A 16,055-nucleotide genomic window follows, 5' to 3' on the forward strand; every position below is an offset into this window, starting at 1 on the left:
ATATTTATCTGCACATAAGTAAAAATAATCACAAATATTTTTAAATTATTTTGAGCTGAACTACTAATCTACAAAATCAATGATGTGTTGTTTAGGTCGACCTGAAATTTTGGTAATTAATTTTTTCTCTTCTAGCTCGTTAATTATCTTCTTGGTTCTTCTTTGAGAAATTGAATTTTTAGAGTTTTTTTGGATAATTTCTTCATCTTTTATTCCTAACTGTAAATTAGCAGTAAAAAGCTTTGACTCAGCTAGATACATTAACACAGCTTCAGCAGATTCAGGATCTGAAAAGTTATGGATTTTTTCTTTGATTTGTTGGCTTGCTAGATCAAGCTTATGCTTAGAAGTTTCAAGTGCTTCGATTACCTGATATTGTTGTCTAATTAAGATTTTAATTAATTTTTGAACAAAAAAAGTTAACTCTGCTTTATTTTCGAGTTGATCAGCTTCTCTAAAAATTTTATAGTAACTTTGCACTTGTGAATGAATTGCTGTCGCCACCGAAAAGCCAGTAAAATAATCAAACTTTCTTGATAAGTATGTTGATAATAAATACCTTCCCATTCGACCATTCCCATCTAAAAAGGGGTGTGTATTTTCAAAGAAGAAGTGAGTAATAATCGCTCTAATTAAATCAGGTACTTGACCATCATTCATAAAATCAATTAACTGTAACAAGCAAGTATTAATTTCTGCTTCTGATCTTGGAGGCTCATGAACTGTTTTAAATTCTGTACCAATACTTAAGATTTCATTATCAGGTAGTACATCCCTGAATAATCTTCCGTTCGGAAGTTTTTCCGCAATAATTTCACCATCTAATAATTTATCGTAAATATTTCTAAAATCTGCTAATCTTTCAATTTTAATATTACTTTTCTTTAAATTAGCAAGATACATCATAACTGTTGAACGTAACCTAATTGGCGAAGAGCTAGTATGTATTTTACGTTCACCTTCTTTTATTAAGATGCTAATCTCGTACTCATTAGTTTCTACACCTTCAATTTTATTAGTATAAGTAATTTCAGATAGTAATAACGAATCTAAGAATTGACTTTTAGCAGTAGCAGGTAATTGTTTGGCTATTTTTCTAATTTGTTCTGAATTTTTAGCAAATTCTGCCATTTTTTGCATAATTTCAAAAGTAGTAACCATAAAAATCGGGTATTTATTACTTTGTGCCCCATCTTTGCTTGTAAGTAGTGGATAAAGATTAGTATTTAAGGTTGAAATGCTATTTAACCTGTCTTGGTAAATTTTTTCTTCATCTTCTTGAGTAAGATAATGCCCTGGGTATAAAAATCTAACTTTAGAAAGTGGTAAATATTTGTTTTTCATCGTAAATCCTTTATTTGCAAAATGCACATTTTGATCATAATTATTTCGAGTTTATTATTCATTATTGACAAAACCTCCATTTTGTCAATAATAAGCAAAGATTTATTAATAATAATCGACAAAATGGCACTTTTGCAAATAATTATTTTGGATTTTTAAATAATTATTGTCATAAATTAGATTATGCACAAAAAAAGAGATGGTTTAGACAAAACCATCTCTTCTCTATTACCAAATTACAACACGTTTTTCTGGATCAAGCCACATACCATCTTCAGGCTTAACATCAAATGCCTTGTAGAACTCTTCTTGACATTGTGATTGAACATTAGCTCTTTCTGGACCAGGAGCGTGGACATCAATAGCTACTTGGGTCTTGATTGATGCTGGAAGTTGCTTATTAGCCCAAATACGGGCAAAGTTCTCAAATAACTTTTTCATATCACCATCTTCACCCTTGTTAGCTTCAACAGCCGCTGTTAGACCACCTTGGTCGGCGATATTCTCTGATACAATTTGCTTACCATTTAGGGTAACTGGACCATATTCAATACCATCGAATAAGTCAATTTCATCTTGAGTACGCTTCTTAAATTCCGCAAAATCTTTCTCAGTCCACCAGTTAGTAAGATTACCAAATTCATCGAATTGTGCACCATTATTGTCAAATGCGTGAGATATTTCATGAGCGATAACAGTACCGATACCACCATAATTCTCAGCCCGATCTTGGTCAACGCCATAGAATGGCTTTTGCAAGATAGCAGCTGGGAAGGTGATATCATTTCTTTGTGGGTCATAACATGCATTGACTAAGTTACCTGGCATGAGCCATACAGTGCGGTCAACTGGCTGGGTTAACTTTTCAAGGTTGTACTTGATACCTTCAATTGCAGCTTTACTTTCAATGTCGTATAAGCTTGCAGCAGGATCAACTTCAATTCGATCGTAGATTTCTTCAATCTTGTCTGGATAACCAATCTTTAGGATTAATGCACGTAACTTGACAATTGCCTTCTTCTTAGTAGCTTCAGAAAGCCAAGAGTTGTCATTAATGCGCTGCTCATAGACATCAATCATCTTGTGAATCATATCTTCAACATCAGCCTTGGCTTTCTCGCCAAAGTAAGTGCGGCCGTAGTAAACACCAACCACTTCACTCATCAAGCCATCAGCTAAGCGATAAGCTTGCTTAAGACCACTAGATAATTCTGGTTGACCATAAAGGGCTTGGCTAAATGGAAATGCTGCTTCACGGAAGTCTTGTGAAAGATATGCAGCAACACCATTGATGAACTTAACTACCATCCAACCCTTAATCTCGTCAAAGTTGTCTTCATTAATTAATTCTTCTGCATGCTCTAAGAAGCGTGGTTCTTGGACAATGATACGGTCAGGCTTATTAGTAAATAAGTCAGTCAAAAAGGCATCAATATCTAAGCTCTTAAAGCTAGCTTCAAAGTCAGCAATCTTATATGGATTATAAGTTGCAGGATAGTCTGCCCATTCTTCAGTAGACTTAACTACCTCAGTCAACTTCTTATCGAACTTTAAAGCTCCAGCAACATATGCTTTAGCATCAGCTTCACTTAAGCCTGCCATTTGCAGGAGGTTAACAGATTGCTTCTCCAGCACAGCAAGTAAGTCTGCTGCAGCTGGGGTCTTATAAGTAGTCGTATCTGGTAAGAAAACTCCCGGGCCAGAAAACTGTGCTACATTGACCTTAGTATTCTTCATATCTGCATCAACACTAAGAGAAATCGGCAAACTAAATCCTTCCCGATAGAATTCACTAAACTTATCAGAAAGCTCGGCTAAATTCTTTAGACCAGTAATCTTAGCTAAGTCTGCCTTAATAGGTTCTGCACCTTCCGCATTTCTCTTATCAAAGTCTCTGGCAACCTTATAAGCATCTACTGCCTTCTTAAAGTTAGGAATATCTGGTAGATCCTTCTTACCATCGGCAAAATCAGCAAAATCTTGCATTAATTCCTTTTCAATATTAAGGGCAATTTTATCAAAGCTAGCAATTCTTGAACGGTCAGATGGAATCTCGGTATTTTCAATCCATTCAGAGTTTACTGCTAAATACAAGTTATCTTGTGGACGCGCATTAACATCAGGCTTAACAATATCCCCTGCGCCGCCACGTACATCAAGTCTATTCATTAAATAGGCCTCCTTTTGAACATTAGTGTCTTTTCTGTAAATGATACCATTCTTAAATTTATTAGTCTAATTTTAAGAATTAAAAAAGCAGTTTTTTCAAACTGCTCATTCCATTATTTGAATAGTTTTACTTTTCGCTTTAATCTGGCATGCAGTGGTACAAGTACTACAATCATCAAAAAGATACCAGCTGCTGCTGCGATAAAGAAGTTAATATAACCTAAGCGGTCAATAATCAAACCACCAAATAATGGTCCAAATGCTCGCCCAATTGATGACATTGACAAGGTTAGACCTTGGTACTTACCCTTGCTCGACTCTGGCGACAAGTCATTAACATAAGCCGGCATCGCTGGCATGGCGGTTGATTCTCCCAAAGTCAAAGTTACCATTGAAAAAACAAAGTGCGGGTAATCTTTGGCAAAAATCAACGTAATAAATGAAATGGCAAACATTACTACCCCAAAGATAACCTGATGGAAGAGAGTTTTAAATATATTGGGAAACCTACCTAAGATTGCTTGTACAACTACAATAATCCCAGCATTAATTGTCCAAAGCAGACTATATAAATGAAATGGTATGCCTAAAGATACCATATAAACCGACAGGTTAGACTCCCAGTTCATGTACATCAACCAAATAACAGCTAGTGTGACAAAGAAGCCGATCGATAATTTTAAATTAGCTGCTGGCATTGGCTCAAAGTTCGTAACCTCACCGGTATTCTTTTCCTGCTGGCGCTCTTTATGGAATTGAATAATTGGTCGATAGTTAAAAATAGCATTAATACAAACAATTAAAAATAGCATTCCAGCAACTACAAATAAGACTGTTACTGAATAGTCATATAAGTAACCCACAACTAAGGTACCAATTACAACGCCTAGGTTCTGGGCAAAATAAATCATGTTAAAAACATAACGCCCTTGCTTAGACTTCAAGCTAGTAGCGATTGAATTAATTAAAGCTCCATTCCAGCCACCCAAAAAGCCGGTTAGGGTCATCCATAACCAATAGATAGGCCAAGTATGGTTAGCAGCCATCCCGAATAAAACTATTGCATCTAAAATCCCACCGGCAATAATTAAGTAATATGGATTAAAACGATCGTAACTCCAACCTGCCACAAATGACCCCAACATATTAGCTAAGCAGTTAAATAGCAATACAATTCCAATCATTGCCAGTGATACATGCAACTGCTTATTTAAATATACCGACGTCAAAGGCCAGATAAAACTAGATCCGATCCAGGTTAACAACTCACCTAACAAGAGCCAGTGTAACCTGATCTCATCATTTGGTTGTTCACCATGTTGCGTTCTCATTTTTTCACCTCATAATAAATCTTTCTCTCCATTATAAGTCTAGCAAGAAATGTGAACTTTTGCACGGACGGTTAGGTTAGAATAATTTGGGCAAGATTTTTAATCAAGTTTCTTTTTTTCGCCTTTTAGATTTTTTATTTTAGTTATATTTTGAGCAACCTCAAGACAGCCTAAGTATTCGCCAGCCTGATTATGAACCGCCATATATTGGAGATAGAGAGTCTGACCGAGCATTTTAGGGGTAAACCAAAATTCATAGCTAGATTTTTTATTATTGCGAAAGTCATCTAGGATTCTCTTAACTACTGGCACACTCTCAGGTAGGTGGCATGAATACACTGAATTGCCAATAACATTCTTAGAATGCGGAAAGATCTTCGCGGCTCCACCGAAGTAAGCCACCTTATCTTCACTATCGACAAATGTAATTGCAAATGGCAATAAATCAAGAATTGCATTAAGCTGCTCTAAGTTAAGTGATCCTTCTTTAAAGTTAAGAACTAATGAAGAAAGTTGATTCAATGAAGCAGCTGCTGGCGGTTGAGGCGTTTGATCAGCTAACTTAGGCTTCCAATTCATTGGCTTTTGGATCAAGGTGTAGCCAATATCGGCTTCTTCTTGCTTGACGTTATACCAATCTTCAACGCTAGCTACTTCATCAATCATTGGAATCATGATTTTTTCTTCTTTGAATACCATTTCTAAAACTTCATGACTGACTTCTTCAATAAGTGAACTAAGCTCCTGGTGTTGAGGATAATCTTCATCAGCTAAGTCGATCCCAGCTTTAATCAACTTCCTAATCTTATCATCAACGCCCCACATCACCTTAGGCGGAGCAGTGATACCATACTTAGTCATAATTGGAAAAATCGAAGTTTCTTTTCTCCGGTAATGCTTATCAATTGTTGCAAGATCATGTAACTCTTGACGAATCTTGGCTAAAGCTTGGTCATCACCAGCAGTCCACTTCTTTAAGTCACTGAGCAAGGCATCATTAATAAGGGATGAAATGACCAGGTTCTCTAACTTAATGGTATGTACTGGGTGTCCTGGAATAGAAAAGTCCGGATTATCACCATTATCTTTAATACTGCCCTTAAAGACATCGGCATGTACATTACATAAATACTGGATCTCTCTTGGGTCTAATCCCTGCGAAATTAATTCACGCTCAGCATCAGTAATCTCACTAACATCAACTTGGTCGAATTCATCTTTAAACATCTTCTTAGCTGTGGCAAAGTCACCGCCATTTTGAATATAGTGTAAGATTTTTAGGATTTCATTTTGACGCTCTTTTTTAATATTTGTCATGATTAAACTTTCTAGTCTACTTCTTCATCAATACAGCTTAATTATATCTTATTCGATTACTTTGTATCCTTTATCTTCAAACGCTTTTTTGATTTGGCCTAAGTCTAATTTCATTGCTTGTGCTCCTAGTGGAATAGTCATTACTCTTCCAACCGTGGCAAGTAAACCTGGTATCTTAATTCTGGTAAAACCTGCATCATACATGATCTGAACAAAGTCTGGATATTCTTCAGCAAGCTTTTTAATAGGCAGAGAAAAGTCAATAATCTTTTGTACTTTTTCAATTGATTCGATTCCTTGCTTTTGAGCAATTTCTTGTTCGTCCTCAAGCATCCCTAACTGTCTTTTAGCTGCTGTCGTCATCTTATCCGGACTCCAGACCGGATACCATACTAATTTGACATCACATTTATCTATTCCGGGAACTGATAAGACTGCATTTTGAATTGAATTTTGTAGCAAGCTCGACAGCGGACAGCCTGAGATTGTCAAGGTCATCTTCACAGTCGCATGACTACCCTCAATATCAATCCCATAGATCAAGCCTAAGTTCACGACATCAACTTGAATTTCTGGATCTTCCACACCTTGCAAGGCTGTCATAATTTGATCGACTAATTTTAATTTATTTTCTTCCATTTTTCTTCCCTAGTAAAAAATAGAAGAAATTACAACAATTTCTTCTATTCATAATCCTATTATCTAACTAACTTATCCCAGATAACTACCTTTCCTGCTTTGAAAGACTTTTGAACATCAATAATTCTCTGATTGCTTGACTCTCTAAATTGAAGTGTGAGATCCTTTAAGTCATCGGCCTGTTTATTTCTTGTTGACGATTTTATAATATGCTTATTTAATAAACTTGTCAACTAAAAATATGCTTTTACGATATATTTTTTGAAAAATTGGAGTTTCTCTATCATGATCGAGTTTGAAAGAACGAAAGAACTAGCAAAAAAAAGGAAAATGTCCCTGCTGGAAGTCAACGATAAAGCGGGCTTAGGGAAAAGAAGCATCTATAACTGGAAAAATAGAAAGCCTGGAATCATGGCTTTAATAGCGGTAGCTAGAGTTCTACACACCTCTGTTGACTATTTAAGCGGTGAGACTGACGATCCTATCCCTCACAACCAGGAATCTATTAGACTAGAAGACGATCTTCCCCATTCATATAGGGGATATCCGGTTCCCGAGCGGTATCTGAACATCGTTAGAGATTTAATGGAACATGACATTCAAGAACGAGAAAATCAAGGGTAGCCTTAAGAATATTTTTCCTTTGTCTTTTTAAAATTGATATTTTAATCACACTTATTTCGAGCAGAAAAGCAGCGATAAACACTGATCTGTCAGCATTCTAGCCTACGCTTGTAGGTCTGGACTAGCGAAACTGCCGTAGAATTGCCTTCTCAGCACCAATCTACTTGTGAATTTGAAAAAACGACAAAAAAAGAGCCTATGGGATCAACGATCTGAATCCTATATGGTTCTTTTTTCACAAAATGTATCTTAAAAAATACAGCTCTTTATTTTTGACAGCGCTTACGCAAAAGAGATACTATTTAATTGTAAAGAGATGTTATAGGTATTATCTAGAGGTGGATATGGAGAAAAAAACTTTAGATGAGTATTGTTTATATTTAGAAAAGGCGCTGCTCAATCTTCATGCTTCAAAAGCTATGATTTTTAATGTGGAAATGGAGCTTAAACGAGTCATAAAAATATACTCAATAGAGGAATTGAAAGCAGAGCTAGATAAATTTTGAGGTGATTAAAATGAAAAAACATATTATTGCTAGTATCTTAGTTGCCATTGTTACATTTTTCAGCTTTACTATTTCGAATTTTGCTTTTGCTTCAGAAATACCATCATCTGAATCTCAAGCTTTAGAAACAAATGAACAAGTAAAAATCATTGGAAACAATCTTTCTTTACAAAAAAACAAGAATGGCATTTATTTGGTGTCTATAAAAGATAGAACAGTATTAGCTACAGAATTGAATAAAGCCAACTCATCCATATCTATTTCAGATGTTGAAAAGACTGTCAACGCAGTTAATAATCAATTAATCAAAGAAAATGGTAAAGGACAATTGTCAGATTTATTAATTAATAATTTATATCCAAAATATACGGACAGAGCATCTAAGCACCCAGGATTATGTAGTGCTGTTATAGGCGGTGCAGGCTTGGCTCATAGTACGTTATATGGTGCAGCTGCTTGGGGCTTAGGTGTTACAGGCCCATCAGGCTGGATAGTAGGAGCAGGAATAGGAGCTATATACTATTTAGGAAGTTTAATGTGCTAATAGTCCTTCAGCTTTTGAAGATACAATATCACGTTAAGTTCAAAAAAAAACTCAGTAGACATAAAATGATACAATCCCACTAAACAGTCTAAGCTTAATAGTAGATTAGTTATCCGACGGGATAATTGATCTACTATTTTTTGTTTAGTCGTAAACTTAAAGTAGTGGTAAAACAATATGCCGTTGTCCACTTAGGCACTTGATGCCGCCCACTAAATTGGCAGTTTTACTTAATAATTAAGAGCTTCTTCGAAGACTGTTGGCACTTGGATGCCGTGTTTAGAAAATTAAGTTTAATTATTTAAGCTAATTGTTTAACCACTGACTAATAAGTTAATGGAGGATTCTAGTTATGAACAATGTAATATTCGGTATTGATGTTAGTAGTCGCGATTCTAGTGTTTGTGAATTTGTAGGACAAGCTAAGAATGAATTTAAAATTACCAATGATACTCCTGGTTTTACACAGTTGCTTAAAGAATTGCAATTATTCGCTAAAAAGCCGCAAATCATCTTTGAGTCTACTGGCGTTTATTCTCGTCGTTTACAAGCCTTTTTAGATGATTATGATTACCAATATGTCATTATGAATCCTTTAACAGCTAAGAAAGAAATGAATCAAGGCTTGCGCTACAACAAAACTGATAAAAATGACGCTTGTCATTTAGCAATGATTCAGCTTCAAAACCATCATCCTTTTTTCAAAAAAGAAGCAGAGGCTTATCATAAAATGCAATCTCTGGATCGTTCCTATGATGAACTTACTCATGATATTGTATCTGCTAAGAATCGACTTCACCGTATTCTTCAATTAACTTTTCCAGAAATTGAAACCTTGTTTAATATTGCAAGAGGAGAAAATTACTGGCAAATTGTCAAACTATATCCGCACTGCCAGATAGTACGTAATCTTAATAAAGACAATATAATAAATGATCTGTTAAAAATTAAATCTATTGGTCAAAAACGTGCACAAAAGATGGCTGACAAATTAATAGATTTGGCTAATAAGGCATATCCAGCGGCTTCTCAAGACAGCCCTGAAACATCAGACGCGGTTTATTACGCTGATCGCTTATTGCAATTGACTGCAGACAGAAATGAGCGATTAGAAAAGATGATTTTTCTTGCTCAAACTTTAAAAACTGATGATTTAGAAATTTTAGTGAGTATACCAGGTTTCGCCAAAACCACTGCTGTAAGAGTACTTGCCGAGCTTGGCAACATCCGTAGATTTAAAAATCCAAATAAAATAGATGCCTTCATTGGAATTGATCCAGGAAGATATCAATCTGGTCAAATAGATTCTCATCTAGGGATATCCAAACACGGTAATGCCATTGCTCGTAAAGTCCTCTATCGCGCTATTGGTCAGATTGCCCAAGCAGCACAGTTTTCTCCATGCCATATAGCAGAATACTATGCAAAGAAAAAATCTTCTCAAACCAAGGGATTCAAGAAGATTGCAATAGCCTCAGTGCACAAGTTAGTTAGAACTATATATGCACTGATTATTAATAATCAGTTATATGACTACGAAGTCGCCAAACAAAATCAAAGACGTAAATCGTAATTAACTGGTTAATTTAATTATAGCGCAAATCAACTTCAAAGAGCGATATTCTTTGAAGTCTTTTGGCGTACTCTTAATTTTAAAATAAATCGCACCTATAATACAAAGAAAGCCAAGTAATCAAATATTTATTAATTAAATACCTTGATATACTTGACTTTGCGTAGAAAAAGCCAACTCAAATTAATGAGTTGACTAAAAGTAATCTTTTCATATTTAGACTGTCTACTTGACTAGGGCTATATCAATTTAATTCTAGTAGGCCTTTTTCGCCTTAAAACTATTTCTTATCTTGTTCGAAGTACTGTCCCTTATTAACTTGATAATATTTCTTATAACGGGCCTTGTAATTGTGGAACATATAATGCATTAGCAACCAACGCTTAAAGCCATTGTCCTTATTATAAAAGACAGTTGTACCATAATGACCTTCCTTAATCAGCTTTTCAGCTAGACGCTTGGATGGATTATCGTAAGCATATTCCTTAAAAATCTTCACTGGAACCCCTAACCACAACATGTAGTTAGCGCCATCCTTATTACCATAAACAGTGTCTTGATCCTTTAAGCTATCATTGACATAGTCTTCAACATACCACTTAGCTAAATTGTAGCCATTTAAGGTAACGTAGAAGCTAGAACGACCCTGGCGTAAGTTAATTTCAAAGAACTTATATTCACCATCACGTTGGTCGTATTTAATATCAAAGTTAGCCATTCCCACGTATTCAATCTTCTCTAAGAATGATTGCACAGTTTGATAGAGTTTTTGGTTATATTCAGGCAAGATAGCCATGTAGTTACCAATTGATTGAGGTGTTGGATCTTCAAGCAAGGGATGACCTAAACACATCATCTTAACTTTATGGTTCTTATCAACATAAGCGTTAAGAACTCGCATATTAGAATCGTCACCAGGTATAAAGTCTTGTAAGATAAGATCTTCTTTATAACCATTAGTGTAAATCTTGCCAACAATATCAACCAACTCAGCTTGATCATGGATGGTAAAGGCCTTCTTACGCCCTTCAAATTGTACATCAAGCCAAGATACTGGATCTTCTGGCTTTAATTCTACCGGGAAGTCGAATGGAATATTCAAGTAATTATCAGCCTTGTAATCATCCATTGTGATGATCTTAGTCTTAGGATATGGTAGTCCATACTCTTCAGCAATTTCATAAAAGCCTTCCTTAGAAATCAGCTTCTCAAGTAAGTCATACGGAATATAAGGCACAATAAAAGTATCCTTCAACTCATCCTTATGCTTAGCAAGTAACTCAGCATAGCCATCACCACAAGCAATCAAAATGACAGGCTCTTGATGGTCCTTATATTCTTCTATCTTTTGCTTCATGACATTCATAAAGCCAGGATCTTCACTAAAACCCTCATGAACTTCAACATCAACAATATTTGAATAGCGTGTAGCTGCTAAATGACTAGCTGCCCAAGCTTGGACTTTGATTCCGTACGCTTCGTTAAATGAACGAGCCATACCATAGACATTAATGTCACTGCCGAGTAATATTGGCGTAAATTTAGGTTGCAAAATTAGTACTTCCTTTTCTTAACTTTATACTAGCTTACCGCTAGCGATTAATTTGGCTACTTCTGGTTGAACACGTTGGTAGTTCTTTACAGTATTTTCGTAGTCTACAAAGAAAAGTTTATACCAAACTAAGAATGTGTAAATAGCCCAGATTTGACGACGGGCAGAGCCATCACCCTTATAGTTATCATCAAGTAACTTGACAATCTTCTCTTGATCAAAAATTTCATTAACAAAATCTTCAGTAAAGAGTTCTCTAACTTGCTTATAAAAGCGTGGTTCCTTGAGCCATTGCTTGATTGGTGTTGGGAAACCTAACTTAGGACGCTTAGCCCATTCTTCTGGAAGAACATTTTCAGAAGCCTTTCTCAAAGCATACTTTGTATCATGGCGGTTAACTAGATACTTAGTAGGTATTGAGTTAGCAAGTTCAGCAATCTTCTTATCAAGATAAGGAACCCGAAGTTCAAGTGAATGAGCCATTGAGATTTTATCAGCTTTTTGTTCGATATCATTTAACATAAAGTGATGTAAATCAATGTACTGCATCTGTTTAACTTCATCAATGTTCTTTACTTTCTTGAAATCTTCCTGGTAAATTCCATTAACAGTTAAATCATTTTGATATTCTTTTTGCAAAATACCATTAGCATCTTTGGAAGTAAAGATAGTTGGATAATCCATATCATAAATGACAGATTGACCCACGTAAAATTCACTTGGCTCAGCTAAGTTGGTATACATATGTACCTTACCTGGGAAGTTAGGCATTTTCTTGATTTTGTGAGCAAGCTTAACGCGACTCTTCTTAGGTAACTTTTTAAGGCCGGCAGTAAAGACTTTGATAACATCATTATGGGTATGCATCCCGTAGTTAACATAACCGGCAAACAATTCATCTGCACCTTCACCTGAAAGGGCAACAGTTACATGCTTTCTAGCAAGCTTACATAAGTACCATAATGGAATAATTGATGGGTTAGCATCTGGCTCATCCATGTGATATTGCATTTCTGGGAAATCATGCATTGCTTCATCAGCATCTACCTTGTCACTGAAGAAGTTCCAACCGTTAATATCAGAAAGTGCCTTAGCCTTAGAAGCTTCATCATATGTTGAATCATCAAAAGAAATTGAAAAGACATCTTCTGGATCTAATAAACTAGTTAAAAAGCTGGAATCTACACCTTCAGATAAGAAGGCACCAACTGGCACATCAGCATTACGATATAGATCAACAGTTTCTTTTAGATCTTCATTAATCTTCTTAACTGTATCTTCAAAGCTCAATGAATTTTGCACATATTCTGCATCCCAATATTTATGGGTTTTCATCTTGCCTGCTTTATATTCGAACCAATGTCCTGCTGGGAAGCGGTATACTCCCTTGAAGAAGGTTTCTTTTAAATCATTATATTGGTTCATTAAATAAGGCTTAATAGCTTCTTTATTTAACTTCTTCTCAAAGCCAGGGAACTTCAAGAAGGTCTTTAATTCAGAACCAACAATTAACTTACCATCATGATCTGAATAGTATAATGGCTTAATACCAAAGAAGTCACGGGCACCATATAAGGTCTTTTTGTTGTCATCCCAAATAAAGAAGGCAAACATCCCTCTAACCCTCTTCAAAATACCATCCATACCCCATTCTTCATAACCATGGAGCAAAACCTCAGTATCAGCCTTAGTAGTAAAGGTATGACCAGCATTAATAAGCTCTTCTCTTAATGGCCTAAAGTTGTAAATCTCACCATTAAAGATAATAGCGCGGCTATTATCCTCATTAAAAATAGGTTGTGACCCACCACGTAAATCAATAATTGATAATCTTCTAAACCCAAGAGCTACTTCATCATTAATATATTTACCATCAGAAGAAGGACCACGGTGTTTAATTGTATCCATCATGTCTTGAATAGCATGATCTTTATCTTTTAATTCTGGATCAAAAAAAGCACATATTCCGCACATAAATTCTTATTCACCTCAAAAATAACTCAATAAACTCTAATTATAATTCTTTTTTTAATAATAACAAATAAAGGCTATATTCTATAAATTCTACGCTTAGAAGTTGCACCATAACCAAATATCTGCATAATGTGCCGTTTAGTGTCGATATTGGCAACATACCCAGCATATTCACTTGGCAAGTCAAAGCGTCTATTCCAGCGCTTATTATATCTAGTTGTTAAAGCATGATTAGGTCCCATTAACGCGGAACAATTGAATAAAACATATTGAATACCATTAATTCTGAACTGGTCCTCAATATGCCGATGCCCACAAAAGTAAGCAATAATTTTGGCATTTTTAATTTTTGTAAAATCAAAATCATTAGCCAGCATAAACTGCGCAGGTACATCATGCGAATTAAGGTAGCCTTTTTCTCTTTGATTAAAGGCAACTAGCAATTCATGTAAAGATCTCCCATTATACTTCAAGGCATTATTGCCATGATGTGTGATTGGATTGCCATGACTCATAAAGATAATCTGCTTGTTGCTAGAGTTTTCTAAAATTTCAATTATTTCCTGCATTTGATCTTCTCGAATTGCAAGTGTAATTTTAGAGTCATATCTCTTTTGACCTTTTTCATTCAAGATATATGGCACATCAGAAGTATTGACCGTGATAACTCTAAGATCCCCCTTATCGAAGTAAACCACCCCATGCTTGCGGGAAATATAATTAGCTCCCCTTTGAGCATACATAGCTGGCCACATAATATCTTCAAATTCATTCTCAGGGAAGCTCGCCTTTAAGTCATGATGTTCATCAAATTTATCATTATCGTCATGATTACCTTTGATAATCGCAAAATCTATTTTATTTGTTTTAAATGACCGACTTAAAGAAAATAACTCTTGCTCACTAATTAAACCAGCATCAGATCCATCTATCCAATCACCTAAATGAGCTTTTATGTCGAGGATGTTTTTTTCTTCTAGATAATTGAATTCTTTAACATGACGCAAACCATTATGTCCATAAAAATCAATTGCATCAGAATCCTTGTAATGAGTATCTGTTAGAATTCCTATATTAATTGTATCTGGACGAGTATGACGCTTTATTCGGGCAATCACTGTATCTAAATATTGCTCTACAATATAACGGCGACCGGTCTTTTTATTAACAAAGGCCCGGTATCGGCCTAATTTTTTATCGTATTTACGCACATATTCTGGTGCAAGATCATTTGCGTTAGCCAACCGAAGTGCTTGATGAAGCGTATTTTCATCATCTTTATAGACGACTAACTCATATTTTTTACCATAAGGCGTGTCTTGCTCTGGACCTACTTGATACTGCCCGACAGTCATATATTTTTGTAAGGGATCGAACGAACTGTCTTTTTTTTGCCTTCCAATTCTCTTAACCGCTCCAGAAAACTTATCGATTATACCATTAGTTTTTTTGATAATGTTCATAAATTCGCGCACTTCTATATTTATACAAAAAAAGGCCCCAATGGCCTCAGGTATTAATTATTTGCCAAAGTCCTAGTTGCTAAACCCAAGGATAATACCGCATCTTTTGACAAGACTTTTTTAATTTGGGATGGTGCAATTGCTCTAACAGCCCCAATAACTTTTAGACTATAGAGTAATACATCATAATCACCACTACGATTATAAATATTATCTTCAAATGGATCTTCATGATTATAAGTAAAGTTTATCTCGTCTTTATCTACATAACCATCAACGTGATTAGTCAAAATTCGATCAGTCAATGAAGATAGGGGCTCATCTAGATGAAGTAGAGTTAGCTTACCATCAGATTCACTACTGTAATATTCATCTTGCGTCATTGAAAAATATTCTTGAATTGGCTTATCTAAAACTCCCAAACTATCAATTTCTGCATAAATTTTTGAAGTATCAAGATCTTGTTGACCACTAATAATCTTATCTTTAGATAAAGCTAAATCATCGGCTAAATTCATGGTTGTTAAATTATCCATTTTTTCCTCCTTGAAATACATTGCCTATTATAACAAAAATAATTCGCCATGCTTTCTTTTCTACTTTATTTAACAGGAAGTTTAATATTTTGCAATGCTTTTAGCTTATTTTTTAAAAAAATTAGTAAGCATATTATGAAGTAAAATGAAGTAAAATGAGGCAAAATAATGATACAAGAAAATCCATTTGATGCCGAATTTGGTGGCATTCCAGAATTATATTTAGACTTTGACAATGATGCTCAACGCTATGCTCGTCGTGCACATCGACAAAAAAATTACCCTACTTATTCTCTTTTCATCACAGGTGTACATGGTTCTGGAAAAACAGTTTTTATGAATAAGATAGGACATGAGCTGGATAAATATCACGATACTTGGGTAATCGCACCAATAATTCGGGGAAAGCTTGGTTTTACTTTGCCACTATTTAAAGAATTTATCCAAGAAAAGTACGACAAATTAAATTGGTAATGATGATAA

At 35.2% G+C, this 16,055-nt stretch carries 14 protein-coding genes and 1 pseudogene; 5 read left to right on the forward strand and 10 right to left on the reverse strand.

Annotated elements, in window-relative coordinates; translation table 11 throughout:
* Nucleotides 1-63: 63 nt before the first annotated feature.
* The 6 genes and pseudogenes from J2Z60_RS02925 to J2Z60_RS02950 all read right to left on the reverse strand — a co-directional run.
* Entirely contained in the window at nucleotides 64-1,344 is a 1,281-nt protein-coding gene (locus J2Z60_RS02925) for a Fic family protein (RefSeq protein ID WP_209686171.1), read from the reverse strand.
* Nucleotides 1,345-1,572: 228 nt separating this feature from the next.
* Complete coding sequence (locus tag J2Z60_RS02930) at nucleotides 1,573-3,513, reverse strand: M13 family metallopeptidase (RefSeq protein ID WP_209686172.1); 1,941 nt, start codon at nucleotides 3,511-3,513, stop codon at nucleotides 1,573-1,575.
* A gap of 113 nt (nucleotides 3,514-3,626) precedes the next feature.
* Nucleotides 3,627-4,844 (reverse strand): MDR family MFS transporter, encoded by a 1,218-nt coding sequence (locus J2Z60_RS02935; RefSeq protein ID WP_209686173.1) that lies wholly within the window; start codon nucleotides 4,842-4,844, stop codon nucleotides 3,627-3,629.
* A gap of 99 nt (nucleotides 4,845-4,943) precedes the next feature.
* The gene (locus J2Z60_RS02940) at nucleotides 4,944-6,161 is read right to left on the reverse strand and encodes a DUF438 domain-containing protein (RefSeq protein ID WP_209686174.1); all 1,218 of its coding nucleotides are present in this window, start codon (nucleotides 6,159-6,161) and stop codon (nucleotides 4,944-4,946) included.
* A 48-nt stretch (nucleotides 6,162-6,209) separates the two neighbouring features.
* Nucleotides 6,210-6,800, reverse strand: a complete 591-nt coding sequence (locus J2Z60_RS02945) for an iron-sulfur cluster assembly protein (protein WP_209686175.1) — start codon at nucleotides 6,798-6,800, stop codon at nucleotides 6,210-6,212.
* Between the two features lie 59 nt (nucleotides 6,801-6,859).
* Nucleotides 6,860-6,976: pseudogene (locus J2Z60_RS02950) on the reverse strand (anaerobic ribonucleoside-triphosphate reductase activating protein); the annotation flags it as partial.
* Between the two features lie 109 nt (nucleotides 6,977-7,085).
* Here J2Z60_RS02950 and J2Z60_RS02955 point away from each other — a divergent pair.
* The 4 genes from J2Z60_RS02955 (at nucleotide 7,086) to J2Z60_RS02970 (ending at nucleotide 10,047) form a co-directional block, all read left to right on the forward strand.
* On the forward strand, nucleotides 7,086-7,424 hold the full coding sequence (locus J2Z60_RS02955) for a helix-turn-helix domain-containing protein (protein WP_209686176.1): 339 nt from the start codon (nucleotides 7,086-7,088) through the stop codon (nucleotides 7,422-7,424).
* 344 nt (nucleotides 7,425-7,768) lie between these two features.
* On the forward strand, nucleotides 7,769-7,930 hold the full coding sequence (locus J2Z60_RS02960; RefSeq protein ID WP_209686177.1) for a hypothetical protein: 162 nt from the start codon (nucleotides 7,769-7,771) through the stop codon (nucleotides 7,928-7,930).
* Nucleotides 7,931-7,940: 10 nt separating this feature from the next.
* The gene (locus J2Z60_RS02965; RefSeq protein ID WP_209686178.1) at nucleotides 7,941-8,474 is read left to right on the forward strand and encodes a hypothetical protein; all 534 of its coding nucleotides are present in this window, start codon (nucleotides 7,941-7,943) and stop codon (nucleotides 8,472-8,474) included.
* Nucleotides 8,475-8,826: 352 nt separating this feature from the next.
* Complete coding sequence (locus J2Z60_RS02970) at nucleotides 8,827-10,047, forward strand: IS110 family RNA-guided transposase (protein ID WP_209686179.1); 1,221 nt, start codon at nucleotides 8,827-8,829, stop codon at nucleotides 10,045-10,047.
* 280 nt (nucleotides 10,048-10,327) lie between these two features.
* Here the strand turns inward: J2Z60_RS02970 and J2Z60_RS02975 are convergent, their stop codons facing one another.
* The 4 genes from J2Z60_RS02975 to J2Z60_RS02990 all read right to left on the reverse strand — a co-directional run bounded on the left by J2Z60_RS02975 (nucleotide 10,328) and on the right by J2Z60_RS02990 (nucleotide 15,572).
* Nucleotides 10,328-11,602: a carboxylate--amine ligase gene (locus tag J2Z60_RS02975; RefSeq protein ID WP_209686247.1), complete on the reverse strand. Its 1,275-nt coding sequence runs from the start codon at nucleotides 11,600-11,602 to the stop codon at nucleotides 10,328-10,330.
* 21 nt (nucleotides 11,603-11,623) lie between these two features.
* Nucleotides 11,624-13,573, reverse strand: coding sequence for an asparagine synthase (glutamine-hydrolyzing) (gene asnB, locus J2Z60_RS02980; protein WP_209686180.1), 1,950 nt, complete (start codon nucleotides 13,571-13,573; stop codon nucleotides 11,624-11,626).
* A gap of 74 nt (nucleotides 13,574-13,647) precedes the next feature.
* Nucleotides 13,648-15,036, reverse strand: a complete 1,389-nt coding sequence (locus J2Z60_RS02985; protein WP_209686181.1) for a metallophosphoesterase family protein — start codon at nucleotides 15,034-15,036, stop codon at nucleotides 13,648-13,650.
* Between the two features lie 53 nt (nucleotides 15,037-15,089).
* Nucleotides 15,090-15,572: a hypothetical protein gene (locus J2Z60_RS02990; RefSeq protein ID WP_209686182.1), complete on the reverse strand. Its 483-nt coding sequence runs from the start codon at nucleotides 15,570-15,572 to the stop codon at nucleotides 15,090-15,092.
* 168 nt (nucleotides 15,573-15,740) lie between these two features.
* On the opposite strand from J2Z60_RS02990, the gene J2Z60_RS02995 reads away from it, so the two are divergent.
* Nucleotides 15,741-16,046, forward strand: a complete 306-nt coding sequence (locus J2Z60_RS02995) for a hypothetical protein (protein ID WP_245328694.1) — start codon at nucleotides 15,741-15,743, stop codon at nucleotides 16,044-16,046.
* Nucleotides 16,047-16,055 lie beyond the last annotated feature (9 nt).

This window comes from Lactobacillus colini (assembly GCF_017874575.1).
In the GTDB taxonomy this organism is placed as follows: domain Bacteria; phylum Bacillota; class Bacilli; order Lactobacillales; family Lactobacillaceae; genus Lactobacillus; species Lactobacillus colini.

Bases quoted from the DNA above. Each gene is read 5' to 3' on its own strand.
- J2Z60_RS02995 (WP_245328694.1), top strand. From the start codon at position 15,741: ATGATACAAGAAAATCCATTTGATGCCGAATTTGGTGGCATTCCAGAA.
- J2Z60_RS02945 (WP_209686175.1), bottom strand. From the start codon at position 6,800: ATGGAAGAAAATAAATTAAAATTAGTCGATCAAATTATGACAGCCTTG.
- J2Z60_RS02990 (WP_209686182.1), bottom strand. From the start codon at position 15,572: ATGGATAATTTAACAACCATGAATTTAGCCGATGATTTAGCTTTATCT.
- J2Z60_RS02935 (WP_209686173.1), bottom strand. From the start codon at position 4,844: ATGAGAACGCAACATGGTGAACAACCAAATGATGAGATCAGGTTACAC.
- J2Z60_RS02965 (WP_209686178.1), top strand. From the start codon at position 7,941: ATGAAAAAACATATTATTGCTAGTATCTTAGTTGCCATTGTTACATTT.
- J2Z60_RS02925 (WP_209686171.1), bottom strand. From the start codon at position 1,344: ATGAAAAACAAATATTTACCACTTTCTAAAGTTAGATTTTTATACCCA.
- J2Z60_RS02970 (WP_209686179.1), top strand. From the start codon at position 8,827: ATGAACAATGTAATATTCGGTATTGATGTTAGTAGTCGCGATTCTAGT.
- J2Z60_RS02960 (WP_209686177.1), top strand. From the start codon at position 7,769: ATGGAGAAAAAAACTTTAGATGAGTATTGTTTATATTTAGAAAAGGCG.
- J2Z60_RS02985 (WP_209686181.1), bottom strand. From the start codon at position 15,036: ATGAACATTATCAAAAAAACTAATGGTATAATCGATAAGTTTTCTGGA.
- asnB (WP_209686180.1), bottom strand. From the start codon at position 13,573: ATGTGCGGAATATGTGCTTTTTTTGATCCAGAATTAAAAGATAAAGAT.
- J2Z60_RS02955 (WP_209686176.1), top strand. From the start codon at position 7,086: ATGATCGAGTTTGAAAGAACGAAAGAACTAGCAAAAAAAAGGAAAATG.
- J2Z60_RS02930 (WP_209686172.1), bottom strand. From the start codon at position 3,513: ATGAATAGACTTGATGTACGTGGCGGCGCAGGGGATATTGTTAAGCCT.
- J2Z60_RS02940 (WP_209686174.1), bottom strand. From the start codon at position 6,161: ATGACAAATATTAAAAAAGAGCGTCAAAATGAAATCCTAAAAATCTTA.